Source organism: Microbaculum marinisediminis (assembly GCF_025397915.1).
Lineage (GTDB): Bacteria > Pseudomonadota > Alphaproteobacteria > Rhizobiales > Tepidamorphaceae > Microbaculum > Microbaculum marinisediminis.
In genome coordinates this window covers 12,683-36,754 of record NZ_JALIDZ010000011.1, presented here as the reverse complement: position 1 = coordinate 36,754, position 24,072 = coordinate 12,683, and the positions used below count along the sequence as shown (strand labels likewise).

21 protein-coding genes are annotated in these 24,072 nt (G+C 67.4%); 17 read left to right on the top strand and 4 right to left on the bottom strand.

Features of this window, described 5'->3' with window-relative positions; genetic code table 11:
* Positions 1–2: 2 nt before the first annotated feature.
* Together MUB46_RS20300 and MUB46_RS20295 are read left to right on the top strand one after the other, a co-directional pair.
* A complete protein-coding gene (locus MUB46_RS20300) occupies positions 3–1,319 on the top strand; it encodes a hypothetical protein (protein WP_261617795.1) in 1,317 nt (438 codons plus the stop codon).
* 35 nt (positions 1,320–1,354) lie between these two features.
* Positions 1,355–2,716, top strand: a complete 1,362-nt coding sequence (locus tag MUB46_RS20295; protein ID WP_261617794.1) for an acetyl-CoA carboxylase biotin carboxylase subunit — start codon at positions 1,355–1,357, stop codon at positions 2,714–2,716.
* A 34-nt stretch (positions 2,717–2,750) separates the two neighbouring features.
* On the opposite strand, the gene MUB46_RS20290 is transcribed toward MUB46_RS20295, so the two are convergent.
* A complete protein-coding gene (locus tag MUB46_RS20290) occupies positions 2,751–3,995 on the bottom strand; it encodes a Zn-dependent hydrolase (protein WP_261617793.1) in 1,245 nt (414 codons plus the stop codon).
* Positions 3,996–4,138: 143 nt separating this feature from the next.
* Between MUB46_RS20290 and MUB46_RS20285 the strand changes: the two genes are divergently transcribed.
* The 5 genes from MUB46_RS20285 to MUB46_RS20265 are packed head-to-tail and all read left to right on the top strand — an operon-like array spanning position 4,139 to position 10,367.
* Entirely contained in the window at positions 4,139–5,704 is a 1,566-nt protein-coding gene (locus MUB46_RS20285) for an ABC transporter substrate-binding protein (RefSeq protein WP_261617792.1), read from the top strand.
* 19 nt (positions 5,705–5,723) lie between these two features.
* Positions 5,724–6,668: an ABC transporter permease gene (locus tag MUB46_RS20280; protein WP_261617791.1), complete on the top strand. Its 945-nt coding sequence runs from the start codon at positions 5,724–5,726 to the stop codon at positions 6,666–6,668.
* On the top strand, positions 6,668–8,590 hold the full coding sequence (locus tag MUB46_RS20275; protein ID WP_261617790.1) for a dipeptide/oligopeptide/nickel ABC transporter permease/ATP-binding protein: 1,923 nt from the start codon (positions 6,668–6,670) through the stop codon (positions 8,588–8,590). Before MUB46_RS20280 ends, MUB46_RS20275 begins: the two co-directional genes overlap by 1 nt.
* Positions 8,587–9,588 carry an ABC transporter ATP-binding protein gene (locus MUB46_RS20270; RefSeq protein WP_261617789.1) on the top strand — a complete coding sequence of 334 codons (1,002 nt, stop codon included), beginning with the start codon at positions 8,587–8,589 and terminating at the stop codon, positions 9,586–9,588. Before MUB46_RS20275 ends, MUB46_RS20270 begins: the two co-directional genes overlap by 4 nt.
* Positions 9,585–10,367 (top strand): FadR/GntR family transcriptional regulator, encoded by a 783-nt coding sequence (locus MUB46_RS20265; protein WP_261617788.1) that lies wholly within the window; start codon positions 9,585–9,587, stop codon positions 10,365–10,367. The genes MUB46_RS20270 and MUB46_RS20265 overlap by 4 nt, the downstream gene beginning before the upstream one ends.
* A gap of 15 nt (positions 10,368–10,382) precedes the next feature.
* On the opposite strand, the gene MUB46_RS20260 is transcribed toward MUB46_RS20265, so the two are convergent.
* The 3 genes from MUB46_RS20260 to MUB46_RS20250 all read right to left on the bottom strand — a co-directional run bounded on the left by MUB46_RS20260 (position 10,383) and on the right by MUB46_RS20250 (position 13,938).
* Positions 10,383–11,750, bottom strand: a complete 1,368-nt coding sequence (locus MUB46_RS20260) for an aspartate aminotransferase family protein (protein WP_261617787.1) — start codon at positions 11,748–11,750, stop codon at positions 10,383–10,385.
* Positions 11,751–11,806: 56 nt separating this feature from the next.
* On the bottom strand, positions 11,807–13,297 hold the full coding sequence (locus tag MUB46_RS20255; RefSeq protein WP_261617786.1) for an NAD-dependent succinate-semialdehyde dehydrogenase: 1,491 nt from the start codon (positions 13,295–13,297) through the stop codon (positions 11,807–11,809).
* Between the two features lie 149 nt (positions 13,298–13,446).
* Positions 13,447–13,938, bottom strand: coding sequence for an Lrp/AsnC family transcriptional regulator (locus MUB46_RS20250; protein WP_261617785.1), 492 nt, complete (start codon positions 13,936–13,938; stop codon positions 13,447–13,449).
* Positions 13,939–14,002: 64 nt separating this feature from the next.
* Here MUB46_RS20250 and ehuR point away from each other — a divergent pair, with 64 nt between their 5' ends.
* The 10 genes from ehuR to doeB all read left to right on the top strand — a co-directional run bounded on the left by ehuR (position 14,003) and on the right by doeB (position 24,060).
* Positions 14,003–15,391 carry a MocR-like ectoine utilization transcription factor EhuR gene (ehuR, locus tag MUB46_RS20245; protein WP_261617784.1) on the top strand — a complete coding sequence of 463 codons (1,389 nt, stop codon included), beginning with the start codon at positions 14,003–14,005 and terminating at the stop codon, positions 15,389–15,391.
* 253 nt (positions 15,392–15,644) lie between these two features.
* Positions 15,645–16,655, top strand: coding sequence for a TRAP transporter substrate-binding protein (locus tag MUB46_RS20240; RefSeq protein WP_261617783.1), 1,011 nt, complete (start codon positions 15,645–15,647; stop codon positions 16,653–16,655).
* Between the two features lie 92 nt (positions 16,656–16,747).
* On the top strand, positions 16,748–17,326 hold the full coding sequence (locus MUB46_RS20235) for a TRAP transporter small permease (protein WP_261617782.1): 579 nt from the start codon (positions 16,748–16,750) through the stop codon (positions 17,324–17,326).
* Positions 17,327–17,338: 12 nt separating this feature from the next.
* A complete protein-coding gene (locus tag MUB46_RS20230) occupies positions 17,339–18,625 on the top strand; it encodes a TRAP transporter large permease (RefSeq protein WP_261617781.1) in 1,287 nt (428 codons plus the stop codon).
* Between the two features lie 11 nt (positions 18,626–18,636).
* A complete protein-coding gene (locus tag MUB46_RS20225) occupies positions 18,637–19,074 on the top strand; it encodes a universal stress protein (RefSeq protein WP_261617780.1) in 438 nt (145 codons plus the stop codon).
* A gap of 13 nt (positions 19,075–19,087) precedes the next feature.
* A complete protein-coding gene (locus tag MUB46_RS20220) occupies positions 19,088–19,861 on the top strand; it encodes an aspartate racemase/maleate isomerase family protein (protein ID WP_261617779.1) in 774 nt (257 codons plus the stop codon).
* Positions 19,858–20,856, top strand: coding sequence for a hydroxyectoine utilization dehydratase EutB (gene eutB, locus MUB46_RS20215; RefSeq protein ID WP_261617778.1), 999 nt, complete (start codon positions 19,858–19,860; stop codon positions 20,854–20,856). Before MUB46_RS20220 ends, eutB begins: the two co-directional genes overlap by 4 nt.
* A complete protein-coding gene (eutC, locus tag MUB46_RS20210) occupies positions 20,856–21,848 on the top strand; it encodes an ectoine utilization protein EutC (protein WP_261617777.1) in 993 nt (330 codons plus the stop codon). The genes eutB and eutC overlap by 1 nt, the downstream gene beginning before the upstream one ends.
* Positions 21,849–21,868: 20 nt before the next feature.
* On the top strand, positions 21,869–23,056 hold the full coding sequence (gene doeA, locus MUB46_RS20205; RefSeq protein ID WP_261617776.1) for an ectoine hydrolase DoeA: 1,188 nt from the start codon (positions 21,869–21,871) through the stop codon (positions 23,054–23,056).
* Positions 23,056–24,060: a N(2)-acetyl-L-2,4-diaminobutanoate deacetylase DoeB gene (gene doeB / locus MUB46_RS20200; RefSeq protein WP_261617775.1), complete on the top strand. Its 1,005-nt coding sequence runs from the start codon at positions 23,056–23,058 to the stop codon at positions 24,058–24,060. Before doeA ends, doeB begins: the two co-directional genes overlap by 1 nt.
* Positions 24,061–24,072 lie beyond the last annotated feature (12 nt).

The following is a 24,072-nucleotide window of genomic DNA, read 5'->3' as shown; positions in this document are numbered from 1 at the left end:
CGATGGGCCGCCTCATTCTGCTGATCTGGCCGATCGCGCTGATCGATGCCTTGGTCGGGCGGAGCATCCTGACCACGATCGGCGGCGCGGTCCTGGCGGTCTACCTTGTCGCGAGCCTCGCAACCGCCAGGCCGGCGAACCGAATCCTCGCGCTGATGATCCTGGCGGCGGCCACGGGCGTGGCGATGGTCGACGGGCGGCTGGCCGCCATTCCAGAGGCGTTTTCGCAGACGCTTGTCCTGGCAGCCTTTGTTCCGTCGGCGCATCTCCTGCGCTCGGTGGCCGAAAGCGATCAAAGGGTACGGCGCTTTCGGGACCTGCTCGCGGACGCCGATCCCGGGTCTCGGCCGGCGTGGCTGCTGGTCGGCTCCAATCTTCTTGGAAGCGTTTTGACGGTCGGGGCCGTGGCCGTCCTGTCGCCGGTCTTCGCGGACAAGTCACAACCATCGTTGCGGCGCAACGACGCCGTATCGGTTGTGGCGGGGACCGCGCTGGCGTTGACCTGGTCGCCGTTCTTCGTGGCCATGGCGGTCGTCAGCAGCTTTCTGCCGAACGTGCCGCTCTGGGCCGCGATCCTCATGGGCCTTGGCCTGTCCGCCCTGGGCCTCGCCATCACCCTCGTATTGCTTCGAACCCCAAAGCCCCTGCGGACGGCCGCCCGTGCCGCCGCCGCGCTGCGCGGCTTCGTGCCGCTGATCGCGACAGCGGGCCTGGCCGTCGTGCTCTTGCGCCTCTCCGGCGACCTCTCGACCCTGGCGGCCGCCTGCGTGACGATGCCGCCGCTCTGTGCGCTGCTGGTCGTGACGCGGGCGCAAACCGTGCGGGACGGCGCGCGTCAGATCCCCGACGTGCTTCGCTACACGGCGCAGCGGATCCGCAACATCGGGGCCGAGGTCGGCATCCTCGCGCTCGCCTTCATGCTGGGGCTCGTCGTGCGGTCGAGCCCCGCCGTCTCGGACGCCGTCGCCGCTTCGGGGCTCGCCCACCTGCCCGGCCTGCTGATCCTGTTCATCGTTCCCCTCGGCATGATCGGGGCGGGCATGCTGAGCGTGCATCCCATTGTTTCGGCGTCCCTGATGCTTGCTGTCTTCTCCGGTCAGAACACCGGCGTCAGCGATCTTGCGCTGATGGGCGCCACCCTCGTCGGCTGGAGCGCGTCGGCGATGCTGTCGTTCTCGGGCCTTCTGCTGATGGTCACCATGTCGCTTGGCGAGGTGCCGCGCAGCCAGCTCATCTTCGGGCGCAACATTCTCGTTGCCTTGATCTTCGCGACGCTCGGCGCGCTCGTCCTTGCGCTGCTCAATCGCACGATCGCCTGACCCACAACCTGCCGACCCGTTCCAAAGGAGACACCATGCCAGAGATCAGGACGCTTCTCGTCGCCAACCGCGGAGAGATTGCTTGCCGCATCATCGCCACCTGTCGCCAGATGGGGATCAGAACCGTTGCGATCTATTCGGAGGCGGATGCGGGCGCGGCCCACGTCTCGATGGCCGACGAAGCCCACCTCGTTGGCCCGGCGCCGGCGCGCGACAGCTACCTGCGGGGCGACACGATCATCGACATCGCCGGCAAGACGGCTGCCGATGCAATTCATCCGGGATACGGATTCCTGTCGGAATCCCCGGACTTCGCGCGCGCCGTGACGGCGGCGGGTCTCATCTGGGTCGGCCCCGACGCCGGTGTCATCGAGCAGATGGGCGACAAGGAGAAGGCGCGCACGCTGGCGCGCGATGCCGGGGTTCCGGTGCTGTCCGGGAGCCGCCGTTTCGCGATCGGGGACCTTGACGGGATCGAGGAGGCGGCCGCTGAAATCGGGTATCCGGTTCTCGTGAAGGCCGCTTGCGGCGGCGGCGGAATCGGCATGCGCCGCGCCGATGATGCGACCGCCCTGCGTGATGTGGTCGCCAAGACCCAGTCCATGGCCGAACGGCTGTTCGGCGATGGGACGGTCTACCTGGAGCGGTTCGTCGGCAGAGCCAGACATGTCGAGGTGCAGGTCTTCGGCTTCGGCGACGCGACCGCTGTGCATCTGTTCGACCGCGACTGTTCCGTTCAGCGCCGGTTCCAGAAGGTGATCGAGGAAGCGCCCGCCCCCGACCTGCCCGACCCTGTGCGCGCGGCGATGCGGGCGGCGGCCGTTCAGCTCGCCGCCGCGGCTTCCTATGCCGGGGCGGGGACCGTGGAGTTCATCTATGACGTGGACCGGGGGGACTTCTCCTTCCTCGAGATGAACACGCGTATCCAGGTGGAGCACCCGGCCACGGAGATGACGACGGGCATCGATCTGGTCCGCTGGCAGATCGAACAGGCCGGCGGACATCGCGACCCGATCGATCAGGACGCGATCGTGCAGACGGGCCACGCCGTCGAGGCCCGTATCTACGCCGAGCGACCGGAGAAGAACTTCCTCCCGTCCCCCGGCACGATCGAGACCGTGTCCTGGCCGGAAGAGCGAGGCGGTCTGCGGATCGACCATGCCGTCCGGTCGGGCGACACCATCACCCCGTTCTACGATCCGATGATCGCGAAGGTCATCGCCTTCGGGCCGGACCGGGCCAGTGCGATCGCCCGTCTGGACACCGCCCTCGAAGCCGTGCGCATCGTGGGCGTTTCGACGAATGTCGAGTTTCTCCGCCGCGTCCTCGCCGCGCCCGATTTCCGCGGCGCGCGTCTGACAACGACGATGATCGAGGATCTCTTGGTCCCGGCCTAGCCAGGACATCTAGGCCGCGCCGATCCTCTCGCAGTCATGTCGCGAACGCGGCGATCGCGCGGGTCAGCACATTGGCGCCGCGCTCGATGTCCGCCCAGTCGGTCCATTCGGCGGGCGCGTGGCTGATGCCGCCGATGGAGGGAACGAAGATGAGCCCGGCGGGGCAGTGGTGTGCGAAGGTCTGAACGTCATGGCCGGCGCCGGACGCCATCATCCGGGCCTCCAGTCCCGATCGCCGGGCGATCTCGATGAGCCTCCCGGCGACCTCGTCGTGGAGGCGTGTCGGCGGCAGCCAGCTTTGCTCGGCGATGTCGCTGCCCAGGCCGTTGCGGTCGGCGGCCTCCAATATCTCCGCGCGGCAGGCGCCGGCGAGGTCGCGCATCACGGCCTCGTCGACGTCGCGGCCGATCACCGAAAAGACGGCGGCCCCGGCGATGCTGTGCGGAAAATTCGGATCGAGCGCCACCTTGCCGACGGTCAGGCGGGTGTCCGGGCCGCCGACGTGCGCCAGGATGGCCGGGATGGCGGCGCCGAAATCGGCGAGGCCGCGAAATGCGTCGCGGCGACCGTCCATCGGCGTCGTGCCCGAATGGTTCGCCTCGCCGGTCAGCGTCACCGTCCAGTTGAACACGCCCGATATCGCATCGACGATGCCGATGGGAACGCCGGCGCGCGCGAGCACCGGGCCCTGCTCGATGTGAAGCTCCAAAAAGACGGCGATGTCCGAGGCGTCCCGGGCGACGGCGGCTTCGGGGTCGAGCCCCTGCATCCGCATCGCTTCGGCAAGCCGCAGGCCGCTATCGTCGACGGCCCGGGCGATCCAGTCCGGCCCGACCTCGCCGCAGATCGCCTGGCTGCCGAGCATGCCGCCGAACCGTCCTTCCTCGTCGGCGGTGCAGACCACCTCGACCGGCCGGGCGGGAGCGATGCCGGCGCCCTTCATCGCCCGCACCGCTTCGAGCGCGGCACAGACCCCGAGGGTGCCGTCCAGCGGGCCACCCTGGGGCACGGTGTCGAGATGCGATCCGGCCATGACCACCGGTCCGGACCCGCAATTCCAACGGCCGAACACGTTGCCGACCGCGTCCATGCGCGCCTCGAGGCCGGCCTCTTCCATGCGGCCCATCAGCCACCGGCGCCCGGCCATGTCGGCATCGGAGAAACTGACCCGGTTGATGCCCGGTTGTCCCGCGACGCGGCCGATCCCGTTGACGGCCTCGATATCGGATTCCAGGCGGTCGAGGTCGATCGCTAGTGCGTCTATTGCGGATTTGCTCATGGTTTCAATCGGTAAGCCTGTCCCATGTGAGCCCGTTCCCGGTCCTCTGTAATTATCATGATCAATTTTTGACTATAGCGCATTTATCATGAATAATTGCCGGCAGTCCAACGGGGAACAGAACACCGACAGGAGGACCGTCCATGCTTTCCCATGTCCGCCGGATTGCCGCCGCGGCGGCAATCGCGCTTGCCGCCTTGGCCGGCGGGGCATCCGCCCAGACGCCGCCCGGCGTCCTGGTCGTCGCCCAGATCGCCGAGCCGAAGTCGCTGGATCCGCATGCCGTCACGGCCGTCAACGACTTCCGGATCCTGATGAACCTCTATGACGGGCTGGTGCGCTACAAGTCCGGCACGCTGGAGGTCGAGCCGGCCCTCGCCACCGCATGGGAGATCAGCGAGGACGCCAAGACCTATACGTTCACGTTGCGCGACGGCGTCACGTTCCACGACGGCACGCCGCTGAACGCCGAGGCGGTCAAGTTCAATTTCGACCGGATGCTGGACGAGAGCCATCCCTTCCACGACACCGGGCCGTTCCCGCTGAGCTTCTTCTTCTCCGCGGTGGACTCCGTCGAGGCGCCGGACGACAACACGGTGGTGTTCCATCTGAAGGATCCGTACGCGCCGTTCCTGTCCAACCTGGCCTATCCCACCGGCCTGATCGTCTCGCCGGAGGCGGTGAAGGCGCATGGCAAGGAATTCGGCCGGCACCCGTCCGGGACCGGGCCGTTCAAGTTCGCCGAATGGGAATCGAACGCCAAGGTCGTGGTCGAGGCCAACGCCGACTACTGGGACGGCGCGCCGAGCCTGCAGGCCGTCGTGTTCCGCCCGATCACCGACGCCAATACCCGTGTCGCCGAGATGCTGTCGGTCGGCATCGACGTGATGGTCGAGGTGCCGCCGGACAATCTGGCGACCTTCGCCAACGACGCCAACTTCAATGTCTACGAGCAGGCCGGACCGCATCTCTGGTTCCTGATCCTGAACGCCAAGGAAGGCCCGATGGCCGACAAGCGCGTGCGCCAGGCGGTAAACTACGCGATCGACAAGACGGCGCTGGTCGAGAACGTGCTTCAGGGCACCGCAGAAGTCGCCGCGGGCCCGACGCCGCCGGCCTTCGCCTGGGCCTATAACGAGGCGCTTCAGCCGTATCCGCACGATCCCGACAAGGCCAGGGACCTGCTCAAGGAGGCCGGAGCCGAGAACGCCGACCTCACCTTCTATGTCACCGAGGGCGGCTCGGGCATGCTCGATCCCGTCGCCATGGGCGCGGCGATCCAGGCCGATCTCGCCGAGGTCGGGCTCAACGCCAAGATCGAGACCTACGAGTGGAACACCTTCCTCGGAAAGGTCAATCCGGGTCTCGAAGGCAAGGCCGACATGGCCGAAATGGCCTGGATGACCAACGACCCGGATACGCTGCCCTATCTGGCCTTGCGCACCGGTGCCTTCCCCGACGAGGGCGGTTTCAACTCGGGCTACTATTCCAATCCGGAGGTCGACACGCTTCTGGAGGAAGCCCGCCGCGAGACCGATCAGGCCAAGCGGGCGGTGCTCTACAAGAAGATGCAGGAGATCGTCCGCGACGATGCGCCGTGGGCCTTCATCGCGAACTGGAAACAGAACGCGGTGACCAGCGCGCGCGTCGCCGATTTCGCGCTGCAGCCCTCGTTCTTCCTGCTGCTGCACGACGTGCAGAAGAACTGAAGCCGCGCGGTCCGGGCGGATGTGGATCTATATCGGCAAACGCCTGATCGCGACGGTGCCGATCCTGCTCGGGCTCTCGGTCATCGTCTTCGGAATGATGGCCCTGATCCCGGGCGATCCGGCCACTGCGATCCTGGGGAGCTACGCGACGCCGGAGAACGTCGAACGGCTCAACCGGCAGCTCGGTCTCGATAGACCGCTGGTCGAGCAGTACGTCATCTGGCTGGGCAATCTCCTGCAGGGCGACATGGGCCGCAGCTATGCCCTCAATCGTCCGGTCGCCGACGAGGTGTTCGAGCGCTTCGGCGCGACGCTGGTCCTCGCCGGGGCCTCTCTCATTCTGTGTTCGATCTTCGGCCTGATCGCCGGCATCGCCGCCGCCGTGCGCCAGTTCGGCTGGACCGACCGGATCGTCACCTTCCTCGTCCTGATCGGCATCTCGACGCCGTCGTTCTGGCTCGGCCTGTTGCTGATCATGCTGTTCGCCGTCGAGCTGCAATGGCTGCCGGCGTCGGGCATGTTCGCCATATATGGCGGCGGCGGGCCGCTCGATCTCCTCAAGCACCTTGTCATGCCGGCGGTGACGCTGGCGGTGGTGGCCACGGCGGTGATCGCCCGGCTGACCCGCGCCGCCATGCTCGAGGTACTGCGCCAGGACTACATTCGGACCGCCCGGGCCAAGGGCGTTTCGGAGCGGCGGGTGATCTACCGCCACGCCTTCAAGGCGGCGCTCGTTTCCGTCATTCCGGTGATCGGCATACAGGCGGGCTTCGTGCTCGGCGGCGCCGTCTATATCGAGACCGTGTTCCAGTGGCCGGGCATCGGGCGGATGCTGGTCAACGCCATTTCGACGCGCGACCTGCTGCTCGTCCAGGGCGGTGTCCTGGTGGTGGCGGCGAGCTACGTCTTCTTCAACCTCATCGCCGACGTCGCGCAGACGATCGTCGATCCGAGGCTGCGCTGATGGTGGCCCTTCCGTTCACGGCCAAGAAGGCCGCCGATCGCGGCGACCGGCCATCGCCGTTCAGGCTCCTGATCACCAACCGCCTGTCGGCCGTCGGGCTCGTCGTGCTCGCGCTGATCGTGGTGCTGGCGCTGCTGACGCCGGTCCTGCCGCTGCCCGATCCCGACATCACGGATCCCGCCCAGCGGCTTCTCAGGCCCGGCGCCGATGGGCATCTGCTGGGCACCGACCATCTCGGCCGCGATCTGCTGTCGCGGCTTCTTTGGGGAACGCGCGTTTCCATCGTCGTCGGCCTGTCGGCGACCCTGATCGCGGCGATCGTCGGATCGCTGATCGGGCTGACGGCGGGCTATGCCGGCGGGCGCACCGACAGCGTTCTGATGCGCGGCATCGACCTGGTCATGGCGTTTCCCTACATCCTGCTGGCGCTCGGCATCGTCGCGGTTCTGGGGCCGGGGCTCCTGAACGCGCTCTACGCCATCGCCATCGTCAACATCCCGTTCTTCGCGCGGAACATTCGCGGCCTGACGCTCGGGCTGTCGCGCCGCGAATTCGTCGACGCCGCTCGGCTGTCCGGCGCCTCGCATCCCGCGATCCTGTTCGGCGACGTCCTGCCCAACGTCCTGCCGACCATCGTCGTCACGATGTCGACCACTGTCGGCTGGATGATCCTGGAGACCGCCGGCCTTTCGTTCCTGGGCCTCGGCGCGCAGCCGCCGCAGGCCGATCTCGGGTCCATGCTGGGCGAGGGGCGCAAGCTGCTGTTCACGGCGCCGCATGTGTCCGTTATCCCCGGCCTGATGATCTTCGTGCTCGTCATGAGCATCAATCTCGTGGGAGACGGCATCCGCGACGTTCTCGATCCGCGGCTGAAATCCGGCGCGCTGGCGGCCCCCGGCGCGGCGACGGCGGTGAAACGCGAAGCTGTTCCCGAAAAGCGCGGGGCCGACGCGGTGCTTTCGGTCGAAGGGCTGCGCACGCAGTTCCAGACCGGTTCGCGGATCTACAAGGCCGTCGGCGGGGTCGACCTCGACCTGGCGCCGGGCGAACGGCTCGGTCTCGTCGGCGAATCCGGCTCCGGCAAATCGGTGACGGCGCTGTCGCTTCTCCGGCTCGTGCCGACGCCGCCGGGCACGATCACCGGCGGCCGCGTGACGATCGCCGGCGAAGACCAGCTTGCCGCAGCCGTCGAGGATCTGCGCAGGCTGCGCGGAGGGCGGGTCGCCTATGTGTTCCAGGATCCGCTGACGACGCTGCACCCGCTGTTCACGGTCGGCCAGCAGATCGTCGAGGCGCTTCGGGCGCATCAGCCGTTGTCGCGTCGACAGGCCGAGGCGCGGGCGATCGAACTCCTGGACCGCGTCCAGATCCCGTCGGCGAAGGCGCGCTTCGATGCCTATCCGCACGAGCTGTCGGGCGGCATGCGCCAGCGCGTCTGCATCGCCATGGCGCTTGCCAACGACCCCGAGGTGATCATCGCCGACGAGCCGACGACGGCGCTCGACGTGACGGTGCAGGCGCAGGTGCTGAACCTGATGCGCGGGCTTTCGGACGCGCAGGGCTCTGCCGTGCTGTTCATCACCCACGACTTCGGCGTCGTCTCCGAACTCTGCGACCGCGTCGCGGTGATGTATGCCGGACGGATCGTCGAAATAGGGCCGACGCAGGCGGTGCTCGACACGCCGGCCCATCCCTATACCCGCAAGCTGATCGACTGCGTGCCGGTGCTGGGCCAGCCGGACCGACGGCTCGATGCCATCGAGGGTCTGCCGCCGCCGGTCGATCGCCTTCCGCCGGGCTGTGCCTTCGCCGAGCGTTGTCCGATCGCCGAGCCCCGGTGCCGCGAGGGCGACATATCGCTCGACACCCTGTCCGACGGCCGCGCCGTGCGCTGCATCAAGCCCTACAGGTTTGCGTCATGACGATCGCGGTCGAAGCGAAGGGGCTGACCCGCGTCTTCGGTGGCGGGCGCAAGCTGTTCGGCGGCCGGCATCCCGCGGTTCATGCGGTGCAAAGCGCCGACCTGGCCGTCCAGGAAGGTGAGACGTTGGGTGTGGTCGGCGAGTCCGGCTGCGGCAAGTCCACGCTGGCCCGCATGCTGGTCGGCCTGGATCGCCCCACCGCCGGCACCATCCGGCTCGAAGGGCGTGACGCGACGCAGGTCGCGGGCCGGGATCCGCGGGCGCTCGCCCGGCACATCCAGTATGTGTTCCAGGACCCGGTCGCCTCGCTCAACCCGCGCAAGACCATCCGCCAGACCCTGGAGGCGCCGATGCGGCGGCTGCTCGGGTTGGATGCGACGGCGCGGGAGGAGAGGCTTGCGGAGCTGATGCGGGTGGTCAGCCTGCGCCAGGAGTTTCTCGAGCGCTATCCGCACGAGTTCTCAGGCGGACAGGCACAGCGCATCGGCATCGCCCGGGCGCTGGCGGCGGACGCGCGGGTGATCGTGCTCGACGAGCCGGTGTCGGCCCTCGACGTTTCGGTGCAGGCGCAGGTGCTGAACCTGCTCGACCGGCTCAAGCAGGAATTCGGGCTGACCTACATCTTCATCAGCCACGATCTCAGCGTGATCGAAAGCGTCTGCGACCGCGTGGCGGTGATGTATTTCGGGCGGATCGTCGAGGTCGGCTCCGCGCGCGATCTCTACGCGCATCCGCGCCACCCCTATACGGCGCTGCTGATGCGCTCGGCGCCGACGCCGGGCGCGCGCCGGATCGAGGCGGAGGAGAAACCGGCGGAACTGCCCGATCCGCTCAATCCGCCGCCGGGCTGCGCCTTCGCGTCACGCTGCCCGCGCGCGGCGGCGAAATGCCGTGACGAGCGCCCGCCGCTTACCGTGGTCGATGCACCAAGCGACGATACGCAGCGCGCCGCCTGCTGGTATCCTCTTGTCGAAGACAATCCCGCGGATTCCACATGACGAAGACGAGCGAACTCACTCCGCCAGGCGCGGTTTCCACGCGGCGCCGCCGGGAGGAGAGCATCAGCGAGCAGATCAAGGACATGATCATCGAGCGCCAGCTCCGGCCGGGCGACCGGCTGCCCGCCGAACGCGCGCTGATGGATCTGTTCCGCGCCTCGAAGGGCTCGATCCGCGAGGCGCTGAGCGCGTTGCGATCGCAGGGCCTGATCCGGACGCGGACCGGACCGGGCGGCGGCGTGTTCCTCAGCGAGATCGCGCCGCAACGGGCGATGGCGCTTCTGTCCAACTACTTTTTGTTCCGCACGCCGACGATCACCGACATCTATGCGGTGCGCTGCCAACTGGAGCCCGAGATCGCCGCCTCCGTCGCCGGCCATCTCTCCGAGGCCGATTTCACCCGGCTGGAGCGCACCATGCGCCTCTACGACGCGCCGCCGGTGACGGCCGAGGAGGAGTATGCCCAGCGCATGGCCGAGCTCGACTTTCACAGCGTGCTCGCCGAGCTGTGCCCCAACCCGGTGCTCGGTCTCTATTGCGGGTTCCTGCAGACGCTGTTGCGGGAAATGGTGGTCTGCCGGCGCATCTACGACGCGCCGCATCCCGAGCTGCGCGACACCGCGCTGCACTACCAGATCCGCCTGATGCGCGCGCTGCGGGCCGAAGACGCGGAGACGGCGCGCGCGATCATGGCCGAGCACATGGACGCCGCCCAGGCCTACATGGTCGCGATGGAGGCCAGTATCGCCGGCGGCTTCCTGCGCGCCGACGGCGACTGAGGCCGGCCGTCGCGATCAGAACACCGTGTCGACCGCCTTCGCCATCCTGTCGACGATCTCGTCGGCCTCGGCGCGCGTGAGGCAGAGCGGCGGGGCGAAGCCGACGATGTCGCCTTCGGGCATGGCCCGGCCGATGACGCCTTCGGCCAGCAATGCGGCGGCGACCTTCGGGCCGATCTTGTCGACCGCGTCGAAGAAGGTGCGCGTGTCGCGATCTTCGACGAATTCGACGGCGGCCAGCAGCCCCTCGCCGCGGATGTCGCCGACATTGGGATGGTTGCCGAGACGGTCGCGCAGGGCGGCGAGGAAATACGCGCCGGTCTCGCCGGCATTGGAAACCAGGCCGAGGCTGTCGATCAGGTTCAGGTTGGCGATGCCGGCGGCCGCGCCGATCGGGTGGGCCGAATAGGTCCAGCCGTGGCCGATCGGACCGGTCTCGTCCGTGCCCCGCATCAGCACCTGCCAGACCTTGTCGCCGACGATCGAGCCCGACAGCGGCGCGTAGGCCGAGGTGAGGCCCTTGGCGATGGTGATGATGTCGGGCCGCATTCCATAGTGATCCGAGCCGAACATCGTGCCGAGGCGGCCGAAGCCGGTGACGACCTCGTCGGCGATCAGCAGGATGTCGTGCCTGTCCAACACCTCCTGGATCGCCCGCCAGTAGCCGGCCGGCGGCGGCACCAGGCCGCCGGTGCCGAGCGCCGGCTCGCCGATGAAGGCGGCGATCGTGTCGGCGCCTTCCGCCTCGATCAGCGCCTCCAGCTCGGCGACGCAATGGGCGACGAAATCGGCCTCGCTCATGGAGAGGTCGGCGCGGCGATAGTAGTAGGGCGCTTCGGTGTGGATCACCTGCGAAAGCGGCAGGTCGAACTTCCGGTGAAAGAGGCCCAGGCCGGTCAGCGATCCGGTCATCAGGCCCGAGCCGTGATAGCCGCGCCAGCGCGAGATGATCTTCTTCTTCTCCGGCCGGCCGAGGATGTTGTTGTAGTACCAGACGAGCTTGACGTTGGTCTCGTTGGCGTCCGAGCCGCCGAGGCCGAAATAGACCTTGGACATGCCGGCCGGCGCGCGGTCGAGGATCATCTTGGACAGCGTGATCGAGGCCTCGGTGCCGTGGCCGACATAGGCGTGGTAGTAGGCCAGTTCCCTGGCCTGCTCGGCGATGGCATCGGTGATCTCGGTGCGGCCGTAGCCGACATTGACGCAGTAGAGCCCGGCGAAGGCGTCGAGCAGCCTGTTGCCGTCGCGATCCTCGATCCACACGCCCTTGCCGCCGGTGATGATGCGGGACGGCGTCTCGCCGCGCGCATGCTGGGCGAGATGGGTGGAGGGATGAAAGAAGTTCTCGCGATCCCACAGAGCCAGCATGTCGTTGGTAAGCATCGGGTGTTCCTTTCTGAGTGGCCGGGACTTGGTAGGCCGGATCTTGCGGCCGGGCTTCAGGCCCAGTCGCGGCAGACGTACTTGATGTCGGTGAATGCCTCGAGCCCGTGGCGGGCGCCCTCGCGGGCGAGGCCAGATTGTTTCATGCCGCCGAAGGGGATCGGCGCGCCGGTGACCTTGGTACGGTTGACCGCGACCATGCCGAAGTCGAGCGCGCGGCTGAGACGGTAGATGCGCCGGGGATCCTGCGTGTGCAGATAGGCGACGAGCCCGTATTCGGTGGCATTGGCGCGCGTCACCGCCTCGTCCTCGGTCTCGAAGGGGGCGATGGCGGCGACCGGGCCGAAGGTCTCCTCGTGAAAGACCAGCGAAGCCGGGTCGACGTCGGCCAGGACGGTCGCTTCGTAGAACAACGGGCCGAGGGGCGAGCGCCGGCCGCCGGCGAGGCAGCGCGCGCCGCGCGCCAGGGCGTCGGCGACGTGCTCTTCCTGCTTGCGCACCGCGCCCTCGTTCATCAGCGGCCCCAGGTCGGGATCGTCGCGGCCGGCCCCCAGGCTCAGCGCCATCGTCGCCTCGGCGAAGCGGGCGCAGAAGGCGTCATAGATCGAGCGTTCGACAAGGAAGCGGTTTGCGCCGAGGCAGTCCTGTCCGGTCGTGGCGAACTTCGCCTTGATCGCCTCGTCCACCGCGCGGTCGAGATCGGCGTCGGCGAACACCAGGAACGGGGCATGGCCGCCGAGCTCCAGCACCAGCCGCTTCACCGTAGCGGCGGAACGGGAATAGAGCAGCTTGCCGATCTCCGTCGAGCCGGTGAACGACAGCGCCCGGACCCGCGGGTCGTCGAGCCAGGGCGCGACGATGTCGGCCGCGTTGCCGGTGATCACGTTGACGACGCCGGGGGGAAAGCCCGCCCGGTCGGCCAGTTCGGCCAGCGCCAGCGCCGAGAACGGCGTCTGCGAGGAGGGGTGTATCAGCACCGTGCAGCCGGCCGCCAGCGCCGCGGCGGCCTTGCGGGTGATCATCGCGGAGGGAAAGTTCCAGGGCGTGATCAGGGCGGCGATGCCCACCGGCTCGCGCCAGAGCTCGACCTCGGCGTCGGGGAGATGCGAGGTGACGCCTTCGATGTTCGGGCGCTTGGCTTCCTCGGCGTAGAACTCGACGAAGGAGGCGGCGTAGTCGATTTCGCCGCGCGCCTCCGAGATCGGCTTGCCCTGTTCGGCGGTCATGATCTGCGCCAGGTCCTCGCGGGACTCGACCATCAGCTCGTACCAGCGGCGCAGGAGCCGTGCGCGGTGCTGCGGCAGGGCCGAGGCCCAATCGGGAAACGCGGCATGGGCCGCGTCCACGGACCGTGCGCTCTCGGCCGAGGACAGGCAGGCGACCTCGCCGACGAGCGCACCGTCGGCGGGATCGGTCACCGACAGGACGGTGCCGCCGGCGGCTGCGGTCCAGCGGTTGCCGATATAGGCGAAGCTCTTGAACAGCGCCGGATCGGCGAGGGCGATCCCTTTCGGGGCTCCGTCGGTCGTCTTTGCAAGCGCGCTCATGATCCCTCCGCCGGTTCCGGGGCCGCAAGGCCTGGGGCCCCGCAGGTCGTGCGGGCCATGCACACCAGACTAGTGCGGGTTCGGCAGATGGATCTTTTGAAGATGGTCGTCGCGGAGGAGGATTCTTCCGAATTGCCGCCGCGAAGCGGTCAAGTGTCCTGACGACCGAGCAGATGCCCCAGCGGCGGCGCCGCATCGGCCTTCACGTCCTTGGTGACGATATAGGTGAAATAGCGCTTCAGGCCGATCCGTTCGCCCAGAAGGGCGTCGACGAGGCGCTGATAGGCGTTGATGTCCGTCGTCACGATCTGCAGCAGGTAGTCGAAGCCGCCGCCGATCGCCCAGCAGGCGATGATCTCGTCGCGCCGGGCGATGGCTTGCTCGAAGATCCTGAAGTCGTCGGTGCGATGCGATTCCAGTTCGGCCACCACGAAGATCGTCACGTGCGGCGCGATCCGCGCCAGGGCGATCTCGGCGCGATAGCCGCGGATCAGCCCCTGCGCCTCCAAACGCTTGAGGCGCTCCCAACACGGCGTGGCCGACAGATTGACGCGCCGGGCCAGTTCGCTCTTCGAAATCCGGCCTTCCTGGCAGAGGATCTGCAGGATGCGAACGTCACGGTCATCAAGGGCGATGGGCATGGCCGCACGTACCGCCTCGCCGCCGTGCTTGTCAATTGTTCCGTTTCAAGGCACATAATGTTCCATGACAATCTGGCCACCAAACAAGGACAGTTTGCGGCGCCCCGCCTACCGTTCGCTCGCCCAGAGCCTGATCGACGCGATCGAGGCGGGCGAAATCCGGCCGGGCGTGCGGCTGCCGACTCATCGCGCGCTCGCCTACGATCTCGGCGTCAGCGTTCAGACGGTGAGCCGGGCCTATGACGAGCTCAGCCGGCTCGGCGTGATCTCCGGTCAGGTTGGGCGCGGCAGCTTCGTCAGGTCCGGCCGTCCGGATAGCCGCATGCCCTGGCATCGCCTCGGCGGCAGCGACGACGTCATCGACTGCTCGATGCTGGTGCCGGTGACCGGCGATCTCCATTCCGAGCGCATGTCCGCCACGCTCGCGGCCCTGGCCGACGACCTGCCCGGCAACGCGATGCTGTCGTTCCGGCCGCGCGCGACATTGGAAGCCCATTGCGAGGCCGCGCTCGGCTGGCTCGCCCGTTGCGGGGTCACCACCCGCCGCGACCAGGTGCTGCCGACCAACGGCAACACGGTGGCGATGACGACCGCGCTGATGACGGCCGCGCTGCCGGGCGACCTCGTCGTCTCCGAGGAGATCGGCCACCACACCCTGAAGTCGCTGACCAACGCGCTGGGACTGCGCCTGGCCGGCCTGCCCCTGGACAACGAAGGCATCGTGCCGGACGCGTTCGACCGGGCGTGCAGGACGGGTGCCGTGAAGGTCCTGTTCGTGCTTCCGAGCGGTCTCGGCCCGACGGCCGCGATGATGGGGCCGAAGCGTCGGCACGCTATCGTCGAGATCGCGCGGCAGCATGACGTCTGGATCGTCGAGAACGATGCCTTGGGTCCGATCCAGCCCGTCCGGCCGGAGCCGCTTTTCATGCTCGCGCCGGAGCGGACGTTCTATTTTACCGGCCTGGCGAAGTGCCTGCTGCCCGGGCTGCGTATCGCATGGCTGGTGGTTCCGGACACGATGGTGGCGGCGGCGCGGACGCGGCACCTGGTGACCAACTGGATGGCGACGCCGCTGATGGCGGAGATCGCCACCCGCTGGCTCGACGACGGAACGGCGGAGACGCTGTTGCAGTGGCAGCAGGCCCAGTTGTCGCGGCGCAACGACATCGCGGCCCGTCTGCTGCGCGGGCTCCCCTATACGGGCTCGCCCAACGGCATGCATGTGTGGATGCGGCTGCCCGCCCCCTGGCGCGAGGACATGTTCGTGGCCCACGCCCGCAACAACGGCGTGGCGGTGGCGGCGGGAAGCAATTTCGCGATCTCCGACGACCAGCATCATCCCGCGGTGCGGATTTGTCTGGGAGCCGGCTCCGAAGAGGAACTCGAACGCGGTCTCAGCGTGATCGCGCGGCTGGTGCGCAGCCCGCCGGAACCGGCCCTGCTGGCGATCTAGCCGGACGGTTTCCGGCCGCGGGCAATCGCTCGCCAATTGTCATGGTTCAATAAAAAAATTGACTTGGTATTTGGTTTCCCCAACGCTACCGGCCTCTGGGGAACGGGATCTTGCCTGTCCAGACGCGGCGAGACGCGCCCCCCTGACACAAGAACAAGGGCGGATTATCCGCCTTCCGAAAGCGCGCGCACCGAAGCGAAGCATATCGGTGCGAAGCGCGCCGGGGACAGGGACGACAGGAAGGAGACACTCAATGACAATCACGCGGGTTCTGGCCGGCGTCGCCGCCGCCGCATTCGCACTCACCTCGACCGCTGCCATGGCCGAAACCTGGCGCTACGCCTTCGAGGAATCGATGGACGAGGTGCAGGGCAAGTTCGCTCAGAAGTTCAAGGAAGAGGTCGAGGCCAACACCGACCATACGATCCAGCTGTTTCCCTATGGGACGTTGGGCGAGTCGGCGGACATCATGGAGCAGGCCCAGGCCGGCATCCTGCAGTTCGTCGACCAGTCGCCGGGTTTCACCGGCTCTCTGATCCCCGAGGCGCAGGTCTTCTTCGTGCCCTATCTGCTGCCGACGGACCAGGATCAGCTCGCCCGCTTCTACAAGAACTCCAAGGCGATCAACGAGGACTTCCAGAAGCTCTACGCCGATCAGGGGCTGGAACTGCTGACGATGTTCCCCGAGGGCGAGGTCGCCATGACCACCAAGAGCCCGGTGGAGAGCTGTGCCGACCTCAACGAAGTGAAGTTTAGGGTGATGACCAACCCGCTGCTGGTCGAATCCTACCGGGCCTTCGGTGCGACGCCGACGCCGCTGCCCTGGGGCGAGGTCTATGGCGGCCTGCAGACCAACATCATCCAGGGCCAGGAGAACCCGACCTTCTTCCTCTACTCGACGAAGATCTACGAGGTCACCGACTACATCACCTATGCCGGCCACAACAATTTCACCACCGCGGTGATGGCCAACAAGGACTTCTATGATGGCCTCGGCGATGCCGACAAGAAGGCGATCCAGGCCGCGTCCGATGCCGCCTACGACTACATCGTCGACTATCAGAAGGGCCTCGCCGATTCCGAACTCGAAAAGATCAAGAAGGCCAAGCCGGAGATGACGGTGACGGTGCTCACCGAGGAGCAGCGCAAGTGCTTCAAGGACGCCGCCGCCGATGTCGAGACCAAGTTCATCGAGATGACCGGCGACAGCGGCAAGAAGATCCTCGACCAGTTGAAGGCGGATCTGAAGGCGGCCGCCCAGTAACGCTCACGGGAGCCACCGCCGGGCGGGGCCTGTCCCCGCCCGGCGTCTCTGACCGGCGGACTCGTCTGACCGGCGGACTCGGGGGAAGACCATTGACCGACCAGCCGCAAAGCTCGGAGCACGCGTCGTCGCTGCCCGGATTCCTCGGGACGATCGACAGCCTGATCAGTCGCATCGAGTCGGCAATGCTGGCCGTCGGCGTCCTGCTGATGGCCGCCAACACGATCGCGAACGTGGTTGGCCGTTTCGTCTTCCAGTCGAGCATCTTCTTTTCCGAAGAGCTCAACCGCATCCTGATCATCCTGATCACTTTCGCCGGCATCAGTTACGCCGCGCGGCAGGGCAGGCACATCCGCATGTCGGCGATCTACGACGCGCTGCCGCCCCCCATGCGCAAGCCGATGATGATCGCGATCGCGCTGATCACCGCGGCCTTCATGTTCGCGCTGTGCTGGTATTCCTACGGCTACATCGTGACCCAGGCAGGCCGCGGGCGCGTGCTGCCGGCCCTGCAGATCCCGGTCTGGTGGACCCTGATCTGGGTGCCGGTCGGCTTCTTCATGACCGGGATGCAGTACCTCCTCACCGCCATCAAGAACGTCCGGGAGAAGGACATCTACCTCTCCACCAACGTTCTCGAAGGCTATACGGCCGACGAGCAGGAAATCTGAGGGGCGACGATCATGGCACTGACGATCTTTTCCATCATGATCGTGCTTCTGCTGCTCGGGTTCCCGATGATGATCCCGCTCATCGTCGGCGCCTTCGTCGGCTTCTACATGATGATGGGCGGCTTCGGGCAGATGGAGACCATGGTCCAGCAGTTCATGGCCGGCATTCGCCCCGCGTCGCTGATCGCCGTGCCCATGTTCATCTTCGCCGCCGACATCATGACGCGCGGCCAGTCGGCCGACCGCCTGATCGACATGGTGATGAAGTTCGTGGGTCACGTGAAGGGCGGCCTGGCGGTCTCCACGGCTGCGGCCTGCACCATGTTCGGCGCCGTCTCAGGCTCGACCCAGGCCACCGTCGTGGCGGTCGGCGGGCCGCTGCGCCCCCGCATGCTGAAGTCCGGTTACAATGACAGCTTCGTGTTGGCGCTGATCGTCAATTCCTCAGACATCGCCTTCCTGATCCCGCCGTCGATCGGCATGATCATCTACGGCGTCGTCTCCAATACCTCGATTTCGGAGCTGTTCATCGCCGGTATCGGACCGGGCCTTTTGATCCTCGTCCTGTTCTCCACCTACAGCGTCATCTATGCCTACCGGAACGACGTGCCGACGGAGGAGCGTGCAGGCTGGGGAGCCCGGTTCCACGCCGTGCAACGCGCGCTCTGGCCGCTCGGCTTTCCGGTCATCATCATCGGCGGCATCTACGGCGGAATCTTCTCGCCGACCGAGGCGGCCGCCGCCTGCGTGCTCTACGCCCTGATCCTCGAAGTCCTCGTCTTCCGCTCGATGAGCCTCGGCGACGTCTACCAGACCGCCAAGTCGACCGGCCTGATCACGGCGGTGGTGTTCATCCTGGTTGCGGCGGGCGCGGCGTTCTCGTGGATCATTTCCTTTGCCCAGATCCCGCAGGCGATCCTCGGCGGCATCGGCATCGACGCGATGGGGCCGATCGGTGTCCTGTTCGTCATCTCCATCGCCTTCTTCATTGGCTGCATGTTCGTCGATCCGATCGTCGTCATCCTGGTCCTGGTGCCGATCTTCGCGCCTGTGGTCGACTCGGTCGGGCTCGATCCGGTCCTGGTCGGCACGGTCATCACGCTGCAGGTCGCAATCGGTTCCGCGACACCACCCTTCGGCTGTGACATCTTCACCGCGATCGCGGTGTTCAAGCGTCCCTATATAGAGGTGGTCAAGGGCACGCCGCCCTTCATCCTCATCCTGCTCGGTGTCTCGGTCGCCCTGATCTTCTTCCCGCAGATCGCGCTGTTCCTGCGCGACCTCGCCTTCGCGAAGTGAGGGAGGACGCCGTGTTCAAGCATATTCTGGTGCCCGTCGACGGGTCGGAGAACGCCCTCAAGGCACTCGAAAAGGCCGTCGAACTGAAGGCGCTGACGGGGGCCGAGCTGACGGTCCTGACCATCTATCGCCATCATTCGATGCTGGAGGCCTCCTTCTCGATGGTCCGCCCGCAGGAACCCGGCAACATGGACGACATCATGCGCGATGCGGCCAAGGACGTGGCGGAGGGCGCGAAGGCGCACGCCGGCGAACTGGGCGCCGGCAATGTACGAGCCTTCGTGAGGAACGGCCCGGTGGCGCGCAATATCGTCGCGTTCGCCGAGGAGCACGACGTCGACCTGATCGTGATCGGCAGCCGCGGGCTGGGCTCGATCGAAAGCTATCTGCTCGGCAGCGTTTCGCACAAGGTGACGGGGACGGCCAAATGCCCGGTTCTCGTCGTCTGACCGGATGCCCGCGATGACCACCGTTATGTCTTCTCCGGTCCGTCCGGACCTGGAGCCGAGCCATGTCTCGCGCCTCGGACTGATCGCGCTTGCGACCGACCTGACGTCGGAACGCGACGCCTGGCGGGTGCTGCCGCCAGAGCGGGCCGCCTTGCATGTGACACGGGTGCCCTACGCCAACCCGACCACGCCGGAAAACCTCGCCCGGATGGCGCCGACATTGACGGCGGCGGCGGACCTTCTGGTGCCCGACGTCGCCCTGGCGGCGATCTGCTTCAGTTGCACCGCAGCCTCGGTGGAGATCGGCGATGACGCGGTTGCCGAGGCGATCCGGACGGCACGTCCCGGCGTACCGGTCGTCACGCCGCCCGATGCCGCGGTTCAGGCCTTCGCCGCGCTCGGCGTCGGCCGGATCGCGTTGGTGACGCCCTATCTGCCCGAAACCACGGCGCCGATGGCGGCTTATTTCGCCCGGCGCGGGCTGGACGTCGCGCGCGCCCAGTGCCTCGGTCTTTCCGACGACCGCGAAATGGCGCGGGTGTCGGCGGCGACCATCGTCGCGGCGGCCGAAGCGGCGGACCGGCCGGATGTCGAAGGTGTCTTCCTCTCCTGCACCGCGCTGCCGGCGCTGGGGGTCATCGACGCCATTGAGGACCGGTTGGGGAAACCTGTCGTCTCCTCCAATCAGGCGAGCCTCTGGCGGATGCTGCAGCATGCGGATCTGGCGCCCTTGCCGGGTGCGCCGGGCCGGTTGTTCGCGCTCTCAGCGACCAGTCGTGCCGCATGAGCGAGGATCCCTTTGTCAGCGTTGACGAGATCGTCGCCGCCCGGCGGACAATCGCCGGCGCGATCCGTCACACGCCGGTCGAACCGTCGGCTTCTCTGAGCGGGCGGACGGGCGTGCCCGTAACGCTCAAGCTCGAGCACCACCAGCACAGCGGCAGCTTCAAGTTCCGTGGCGCCACCAACGCGGTGCTGTCGCTCACACCCGCCGAACGCGCGGCCGGGGTTGTCGGTGTTTCGACCGGCAATCATGGCCGTGGCCTTGCCAGAGCGGCGGCAGCGGCCGGCGTGCGCTGCGTCATCGCCATGTCGGAGCTGGTTCCCGCGAACAAGGTCGCGGCGATCCGCGGCGAAGGCGCCGACGTGCTGATTGGCGGGCGCAGCCAGGATGAAGCGCAACAGGCGGTCGACCGGCTCGTGGCCGAGGGCATGACCATGATCCCGCCGTTCGACGATCGCCGCGTCATTGCCGGCCAGGGCACGCTCGGGCTGGAAATGCTGGAAGACATGCCGGCGGTCGACACCGTCGTGGTGCCGCTTTCCGGCGGCGGACTGATCTCCGGCGTCGCCGCCGCCCTGAAGGCGCGGAAGTCGGGCATCCGGGTCGTCGGCGTGTCGATGGAGCGGGGCGCGGCGATGCACGCGAGCCTTGCCGCCGGCCGACCGGTCGAAGTCCGGGAGCTTCCGACCCTCGCCGACAGCCTGGGCGGCGGCATCGGGCTGGGCAACCGGCATACCTTCGTGATGGTGCGCGCTCTCGTCGACGACGTGGTTCTGCTGACCGAAGCGGAGATCGCCCTGGGGATCCATCATTGCTACTGGCAGGAACGCCAAATCGTCGAAGGCTCCGGCGCCGTGGGCGTCGCCGCGCTGCTGGCCGGCAAGATCGCGCTTGAGGGACCGACGATGCTTCTGCTCAGCGGCGGCAACATCGACATGGCGCTGCATCACCGGGTCGTTTCCGGCGAGACGGTCGACGTTGCCGACGAGGCCGCCTGATGCCGACGATCCGGATCCTCACCGAAACGGAGCTTCGCTCGGCCGTGCCGCTCAACGACGCGGCGGTCGGGTGCGTGGAAAACGCGTTCCGGGCGCTCGCGCGCGGCGGGGTCGTGATGCCGCCGATCCTGTCGATGGCGATCACGGAGCACAACGGCGAGGTCGACGTGAAGACGGCCTACGTTCCCGGCATCAACAGTTTCGCCCTCAAGGTGTCGCCCGGCTTCTTCGACAATCCGAAGATCGGCCTGCCGTCGACGACGGGCCTGATGATCCTGTTCTCCGCGCGCACCGGCCAGGTCGAGGCGCTGTTGCTGGACAATGGCTATCTCACGGACGTGCGCACGGCGGCGGCGGGTGCGGTGGCGGCCCGCCATCTTTCGCGCCCCGACTCCCGTCGGGCCACGATCTTCGGTACGGGTATGCAGGCGCGGCTGCAGCTGCAGGCGCTCACCCTGGTGCGCCCGATCGAGCGCGCGACGATCTGGGGCCGTGACGCCGGCAAGGCCGAGGCGCTGGCCGCGGCGATGACCGGCGCGCTCGGCATCGCGGTGACGGCCGAAACCGACGCGGCGCGCGCGATCGCGGGCGCCGATATCGTGGTGACGACGACGCCGGCGACGGCACCCGTCGTGCGCGCCGACTGGTTGCATCCGGGCCAGCACGTGACCGCCATGGGATCGGACCAGCATACAAAGAACGAGTTGGCACCGGACTGCCTGCGCCGCGCCGACGTCTATGTGCCGGACCGGCTGAGCCAGACCCGTTCCCTCGGCGAGCTGCGCAGCGCCATCGACGCCGGCGTGATGGCTGCCGATGCCGCATTCCCCGAACTCGGCGTCATTGTCGCCGGAAAGGCTCCCGGTCGCACGGCCCCGGACCAGATCACGATCGCGGACCTGACGGGAACCGGCGTGCAGGACACCGCCATCGCCACACTGGCCCGCGAGCGCGCCGCCGCGCGCGGCGCCGGGACCGACTTCACCAGCTGACAGGAAACGAGCCAGGACCGATGCAGGCGCCGAGACTTCATTTCACGCGACAGGAATACGAGGCCCGGATCGCCAAGACGCGCGCCGCGATGCAGGTGGCCGGTGTCGATCTCATCATCGTCACCGATCCTTCGAACATGGCCTGGCTCACCGGCTACGACGGCTGGTCCTTCTACGTGCACCAGTGCGTGGTGCTGGCGATGGATGGCGAGCCGGTCTGGTTCGGGCGCAGCCAGGACGGCAATGGCGCGCTCAGAACCACCTTCATGAAACCGGAGAACATCATCGGCTATCCGGACCACTACGTTCAGTCGACCGAGCGCCACCCGATGGACTATCTCGCCGCGCGGATCGCCGACCGCGGCTGGGACAGGCTCGCGATCGGCGTCGAGATGGACAATTACTGGTTCACCGCGGCCGCCTACGCGACGCTGCAGAAAACGCTCCCCAACGCCCGGTTTTGCGACGTGACGGCGCTCGTCAACTGGCAGCGCGCGGTGAAGTCCCCGCAGGAGCTCGACTACATGCGGACGGCCGCCCGGTTCGTCGAGCGGATGCATCAGCGCATCTTCGAGACAATCGAGCCGGGCTTACCGAAGAGCAGTCTCGTGGCCGAGATCTACGATGCGGGCCTGCGCTACGATCCCGCGATCGGGGTCGGCGGCGACTATCCAGCGATCGTGCCGCTGCTGCCGTCGGGCAGCGATGCCGCGGCGCCGCACCTGACCTGGGACGACAGGCCGATGCAGGCGGGCGAAGGCACGTTCTTCGAGGTCGCCGGCGTCTGTCACCGCTATCACTGTCCGCTGTCTCGTACGATCTTCCTCGGCAAGCCGAGCCAGACCTTTCTCGATGCCGAAAAGGCGGTGCTGGAGGGCATGGAGGCCGGACTGGACGCGGCGAAGGCGAGCAACGTCTGCGAGGACATCGCCAACGCGTTCTTCGGTGTTCTGGAGACGCACGGTATCGTCAAGGACAACCGCACCGGCTACCCGATCGGCCTGTCCTATCCGCCCGACTGGGGCGAGCGCACCATGAGCCTTCGCTCCGGCGACCGCACGGTGCTCGAACCCGGCATGACGTTCCATTTCATGACCGGCCTCTGGATGGACGACTGGGGGCTCGAGATCACGGAGAGCATCGTGATCGGCGAGAACGGACCCGAGTGTCTGGCCAATGTGCCGCGCAGGCTTCTGGTGAAGGACTGATGAGCGCGCCGCCGCGTCCCAGCCCGATCGTGCCGACCATCCCCTTCGACAGGGACGGCGCCCATTTCGGGTTCCTGCGCCTGCCCGTCAGCCGCGACGAGTCGGCCTGGGGCTCGGTGATGATCCCGATCGCCGTCATCCGCAACGGCGACGGGCCGACCGCGCTCCTGACCGGCGCCAACCACGGCGACGAATACGAAGGCCCAATCGCGCTGCAGGCGCTCGCCCACGAGCTCAAGCCGGCCGAGATCCGGGGGCGCGTGATCATCGTGCCGTTCATGAACACGCCGGCCTTCCACGCGGCGCGGCGCACCTCTCCCCTCGACGGCGTCAATCTCAACCGCTGCTTCCCCGGCCGGGTCGACGGCTCGCCGACCGAGAAGATCGCCGACTTCTTCCTCAACCAGCTCGTTCCGCTGGCCGACATCGTGCTCGATTACCATTCCGGCGGGAAGACGCTCGATTTCGTGCCGTTCGCGGCGGCGCATCTGCTCGACTCGGCGGTACAGCAGGACGCCTGCATCGCGGCGATGCAGGCCTTCAACGCCCCCTATTCGATGACCTTGCGCGAGATCGATGCGGTCGGCATGTACGACACCGTCGTCGAGGACGCGGGCAAGACCTTCGTCACCACCGAGCTCGGCGGCGGGGGAACGGCGACGGCCCGTACCGCCCGGATCGCGCGACGCGGCGTGCGCAACCTCCTCAAGCACGCCGGCATACTGGACGGCGAGCCGGAGATCGGACCCAGCATCGACATCGACACGACGGTCGGCGACTGCTTCCACTTCTGCGAACGAAACGGGCTCCTGGAAGTCCTCGTGGACCTTGGAGATCCGGTGGCCAAGGACGATCCGCTGGCCCTGATCTGGCCGGTGGATCACGTCGGCGGCGAGCCGGTCGTGGTCCAGTCGCGCAACACCGGCCTTCTGGCCGCGCGGCATTTTCCCGGCCTGATCAAGCCCGGCGACTGCCTCGCGGTGGTCGCATCGGTGGTGGAATAGGCCGACCTCGGT

Excerpts from the sequence above, each read along its gene's own strand:
- MUB46_RS20300 (WP_261617795.1), top strand. The coding sequence starts at position 3 with ATGGGCCGCCTCATTCTGCTGATCTGGCCGATCGCGCTGATCGATGCC.
- MUB46_RS20295 (WP_261617794.1), top strand. The coding sequence starts at position 1,355 with ATGCCAGAGATCAGGACGCTTCTCGTCGCCAACCGCGGAGAGATTGCT.
- MUB46_RS20290 (WP_261617793.1), bottom strand. The coding sequence starts at position 3,995 with ATGAGCAAATCCGCAATAGACGCACTAGCGATCGACCTCGACCGCCTG.
- MUB46_RS20285 (WP_261617792.1), top strand. The coding sequence starts at position 4,139 with ATGCTTTCCCATGTCCGCCGGATTGCCGCCGCGGCGGCAATCGCGCTT.
- MUB46_RS20280 (WP_261617791.1), top strand. The coding sequence starts at position 5,724 with ATGTGGATCTATATCGGCAAACGCCTGATCGCGACGGTGCCGATCCTG.
- MUB46_RS20275 (WP_261617790.1), top strand. The coding sequence starts at position 6,668 with ATGGTGGCCCTTCCGTTCACGGCCAAGAAGGCCGCCGATCGCGGCGAC.
- MUB46_RS20270 (WP_261617789.1), top strand. The coding sequence starts at position 8,587 with ATGACGATCGCGGTCGAAGCGAAGGGGCTGACCCGCGTCTTCGGTGGC.
- MUB46_RS20265 (WP_261617788.1), top strand. The coding sequence starts at position 9,585 with ATGACGAAGACGAGCGAACTCACTCCGCCAGGCGCGGTTTCCACGCGG.
- MUB46_RS20260 (WP_261617787.1), bottom strand. The coding sequence starts at position 11,750 with ATGCTTACCAACGACATGCTGGCTCTGTGGGATCGCGAGAACTTCTTT.
- MUB46_RS20255 (WP_261617786.1), bottom strand. The coding sequence starts at position 13,297 with ATGAGCGCGCTTGCAAAGACGACCGACGGAGCCCCGAAAGGGATCGCC.
- MUB46_RS20250 (WP_261617785.1), bottom strand. The coding sequence starts at position 13,938 with ATGCCCATCGCCCTTGATGACCGTGACGTTCGCATCCTGCAGATCCTC.
- ehuR (WP_261617784.1), top strand. The coding sequence starts at position 14,003 with ATGACAATCTGGCCACCAAACAAGGACAGTTTGCGGCGCCCCGCCTAC.
- MUB46_RS20240 (WP_261617783.1), top strand. The coding sequence starts at position 15,645 with ATGACAATCACGCGGGTTCTGGCCGGCGTCGCCGCCGCCGCATTCGCA.
- MUB46_RS20230 (WP_261617781.1), top strand. The coding sequence starts at position 17,339 with ATGGCACTGACGATCTTTTCCATCATGATCGTGCTTCTGCTGCTCGGG.
- MUB46_RS20220 (WP_261617779.1), top strand. The coding sequence starts at position 19,088 with ATGACCACCGTTATGTCTTCTCCGGTCCGTCCGGACCTGGAGCCGAGC.
- eutB (WP_261617778.1), top strand. The coding sequence starts at position 19,858 with ATGAGCGAGGATCCCTTTGTCAGCGTTGACGAGATCGTCGCCGCCCGG.
- eutC (WP_261617777.1), top strand. The coding sequence starts at position 20,856 with ATGCCGACGATCCGGATCCTCACCGAAACGGAGCTTCGCTCGGCCGTG.
- doeA (WP_261617776.1), top strand. The coding sequence starts at position 21,869 with ATGCAGGCGCCGAGACTTCATTTCACGCGACAGGAATACGAGGCCCGG.
- doeB (WP_261617775.1), top strand. The coding sequence starts at position 23,056 with ATGAGCGCGCCGCCGCGTCCCAGCCCGATCGTGCCGACCATCCCCTTC.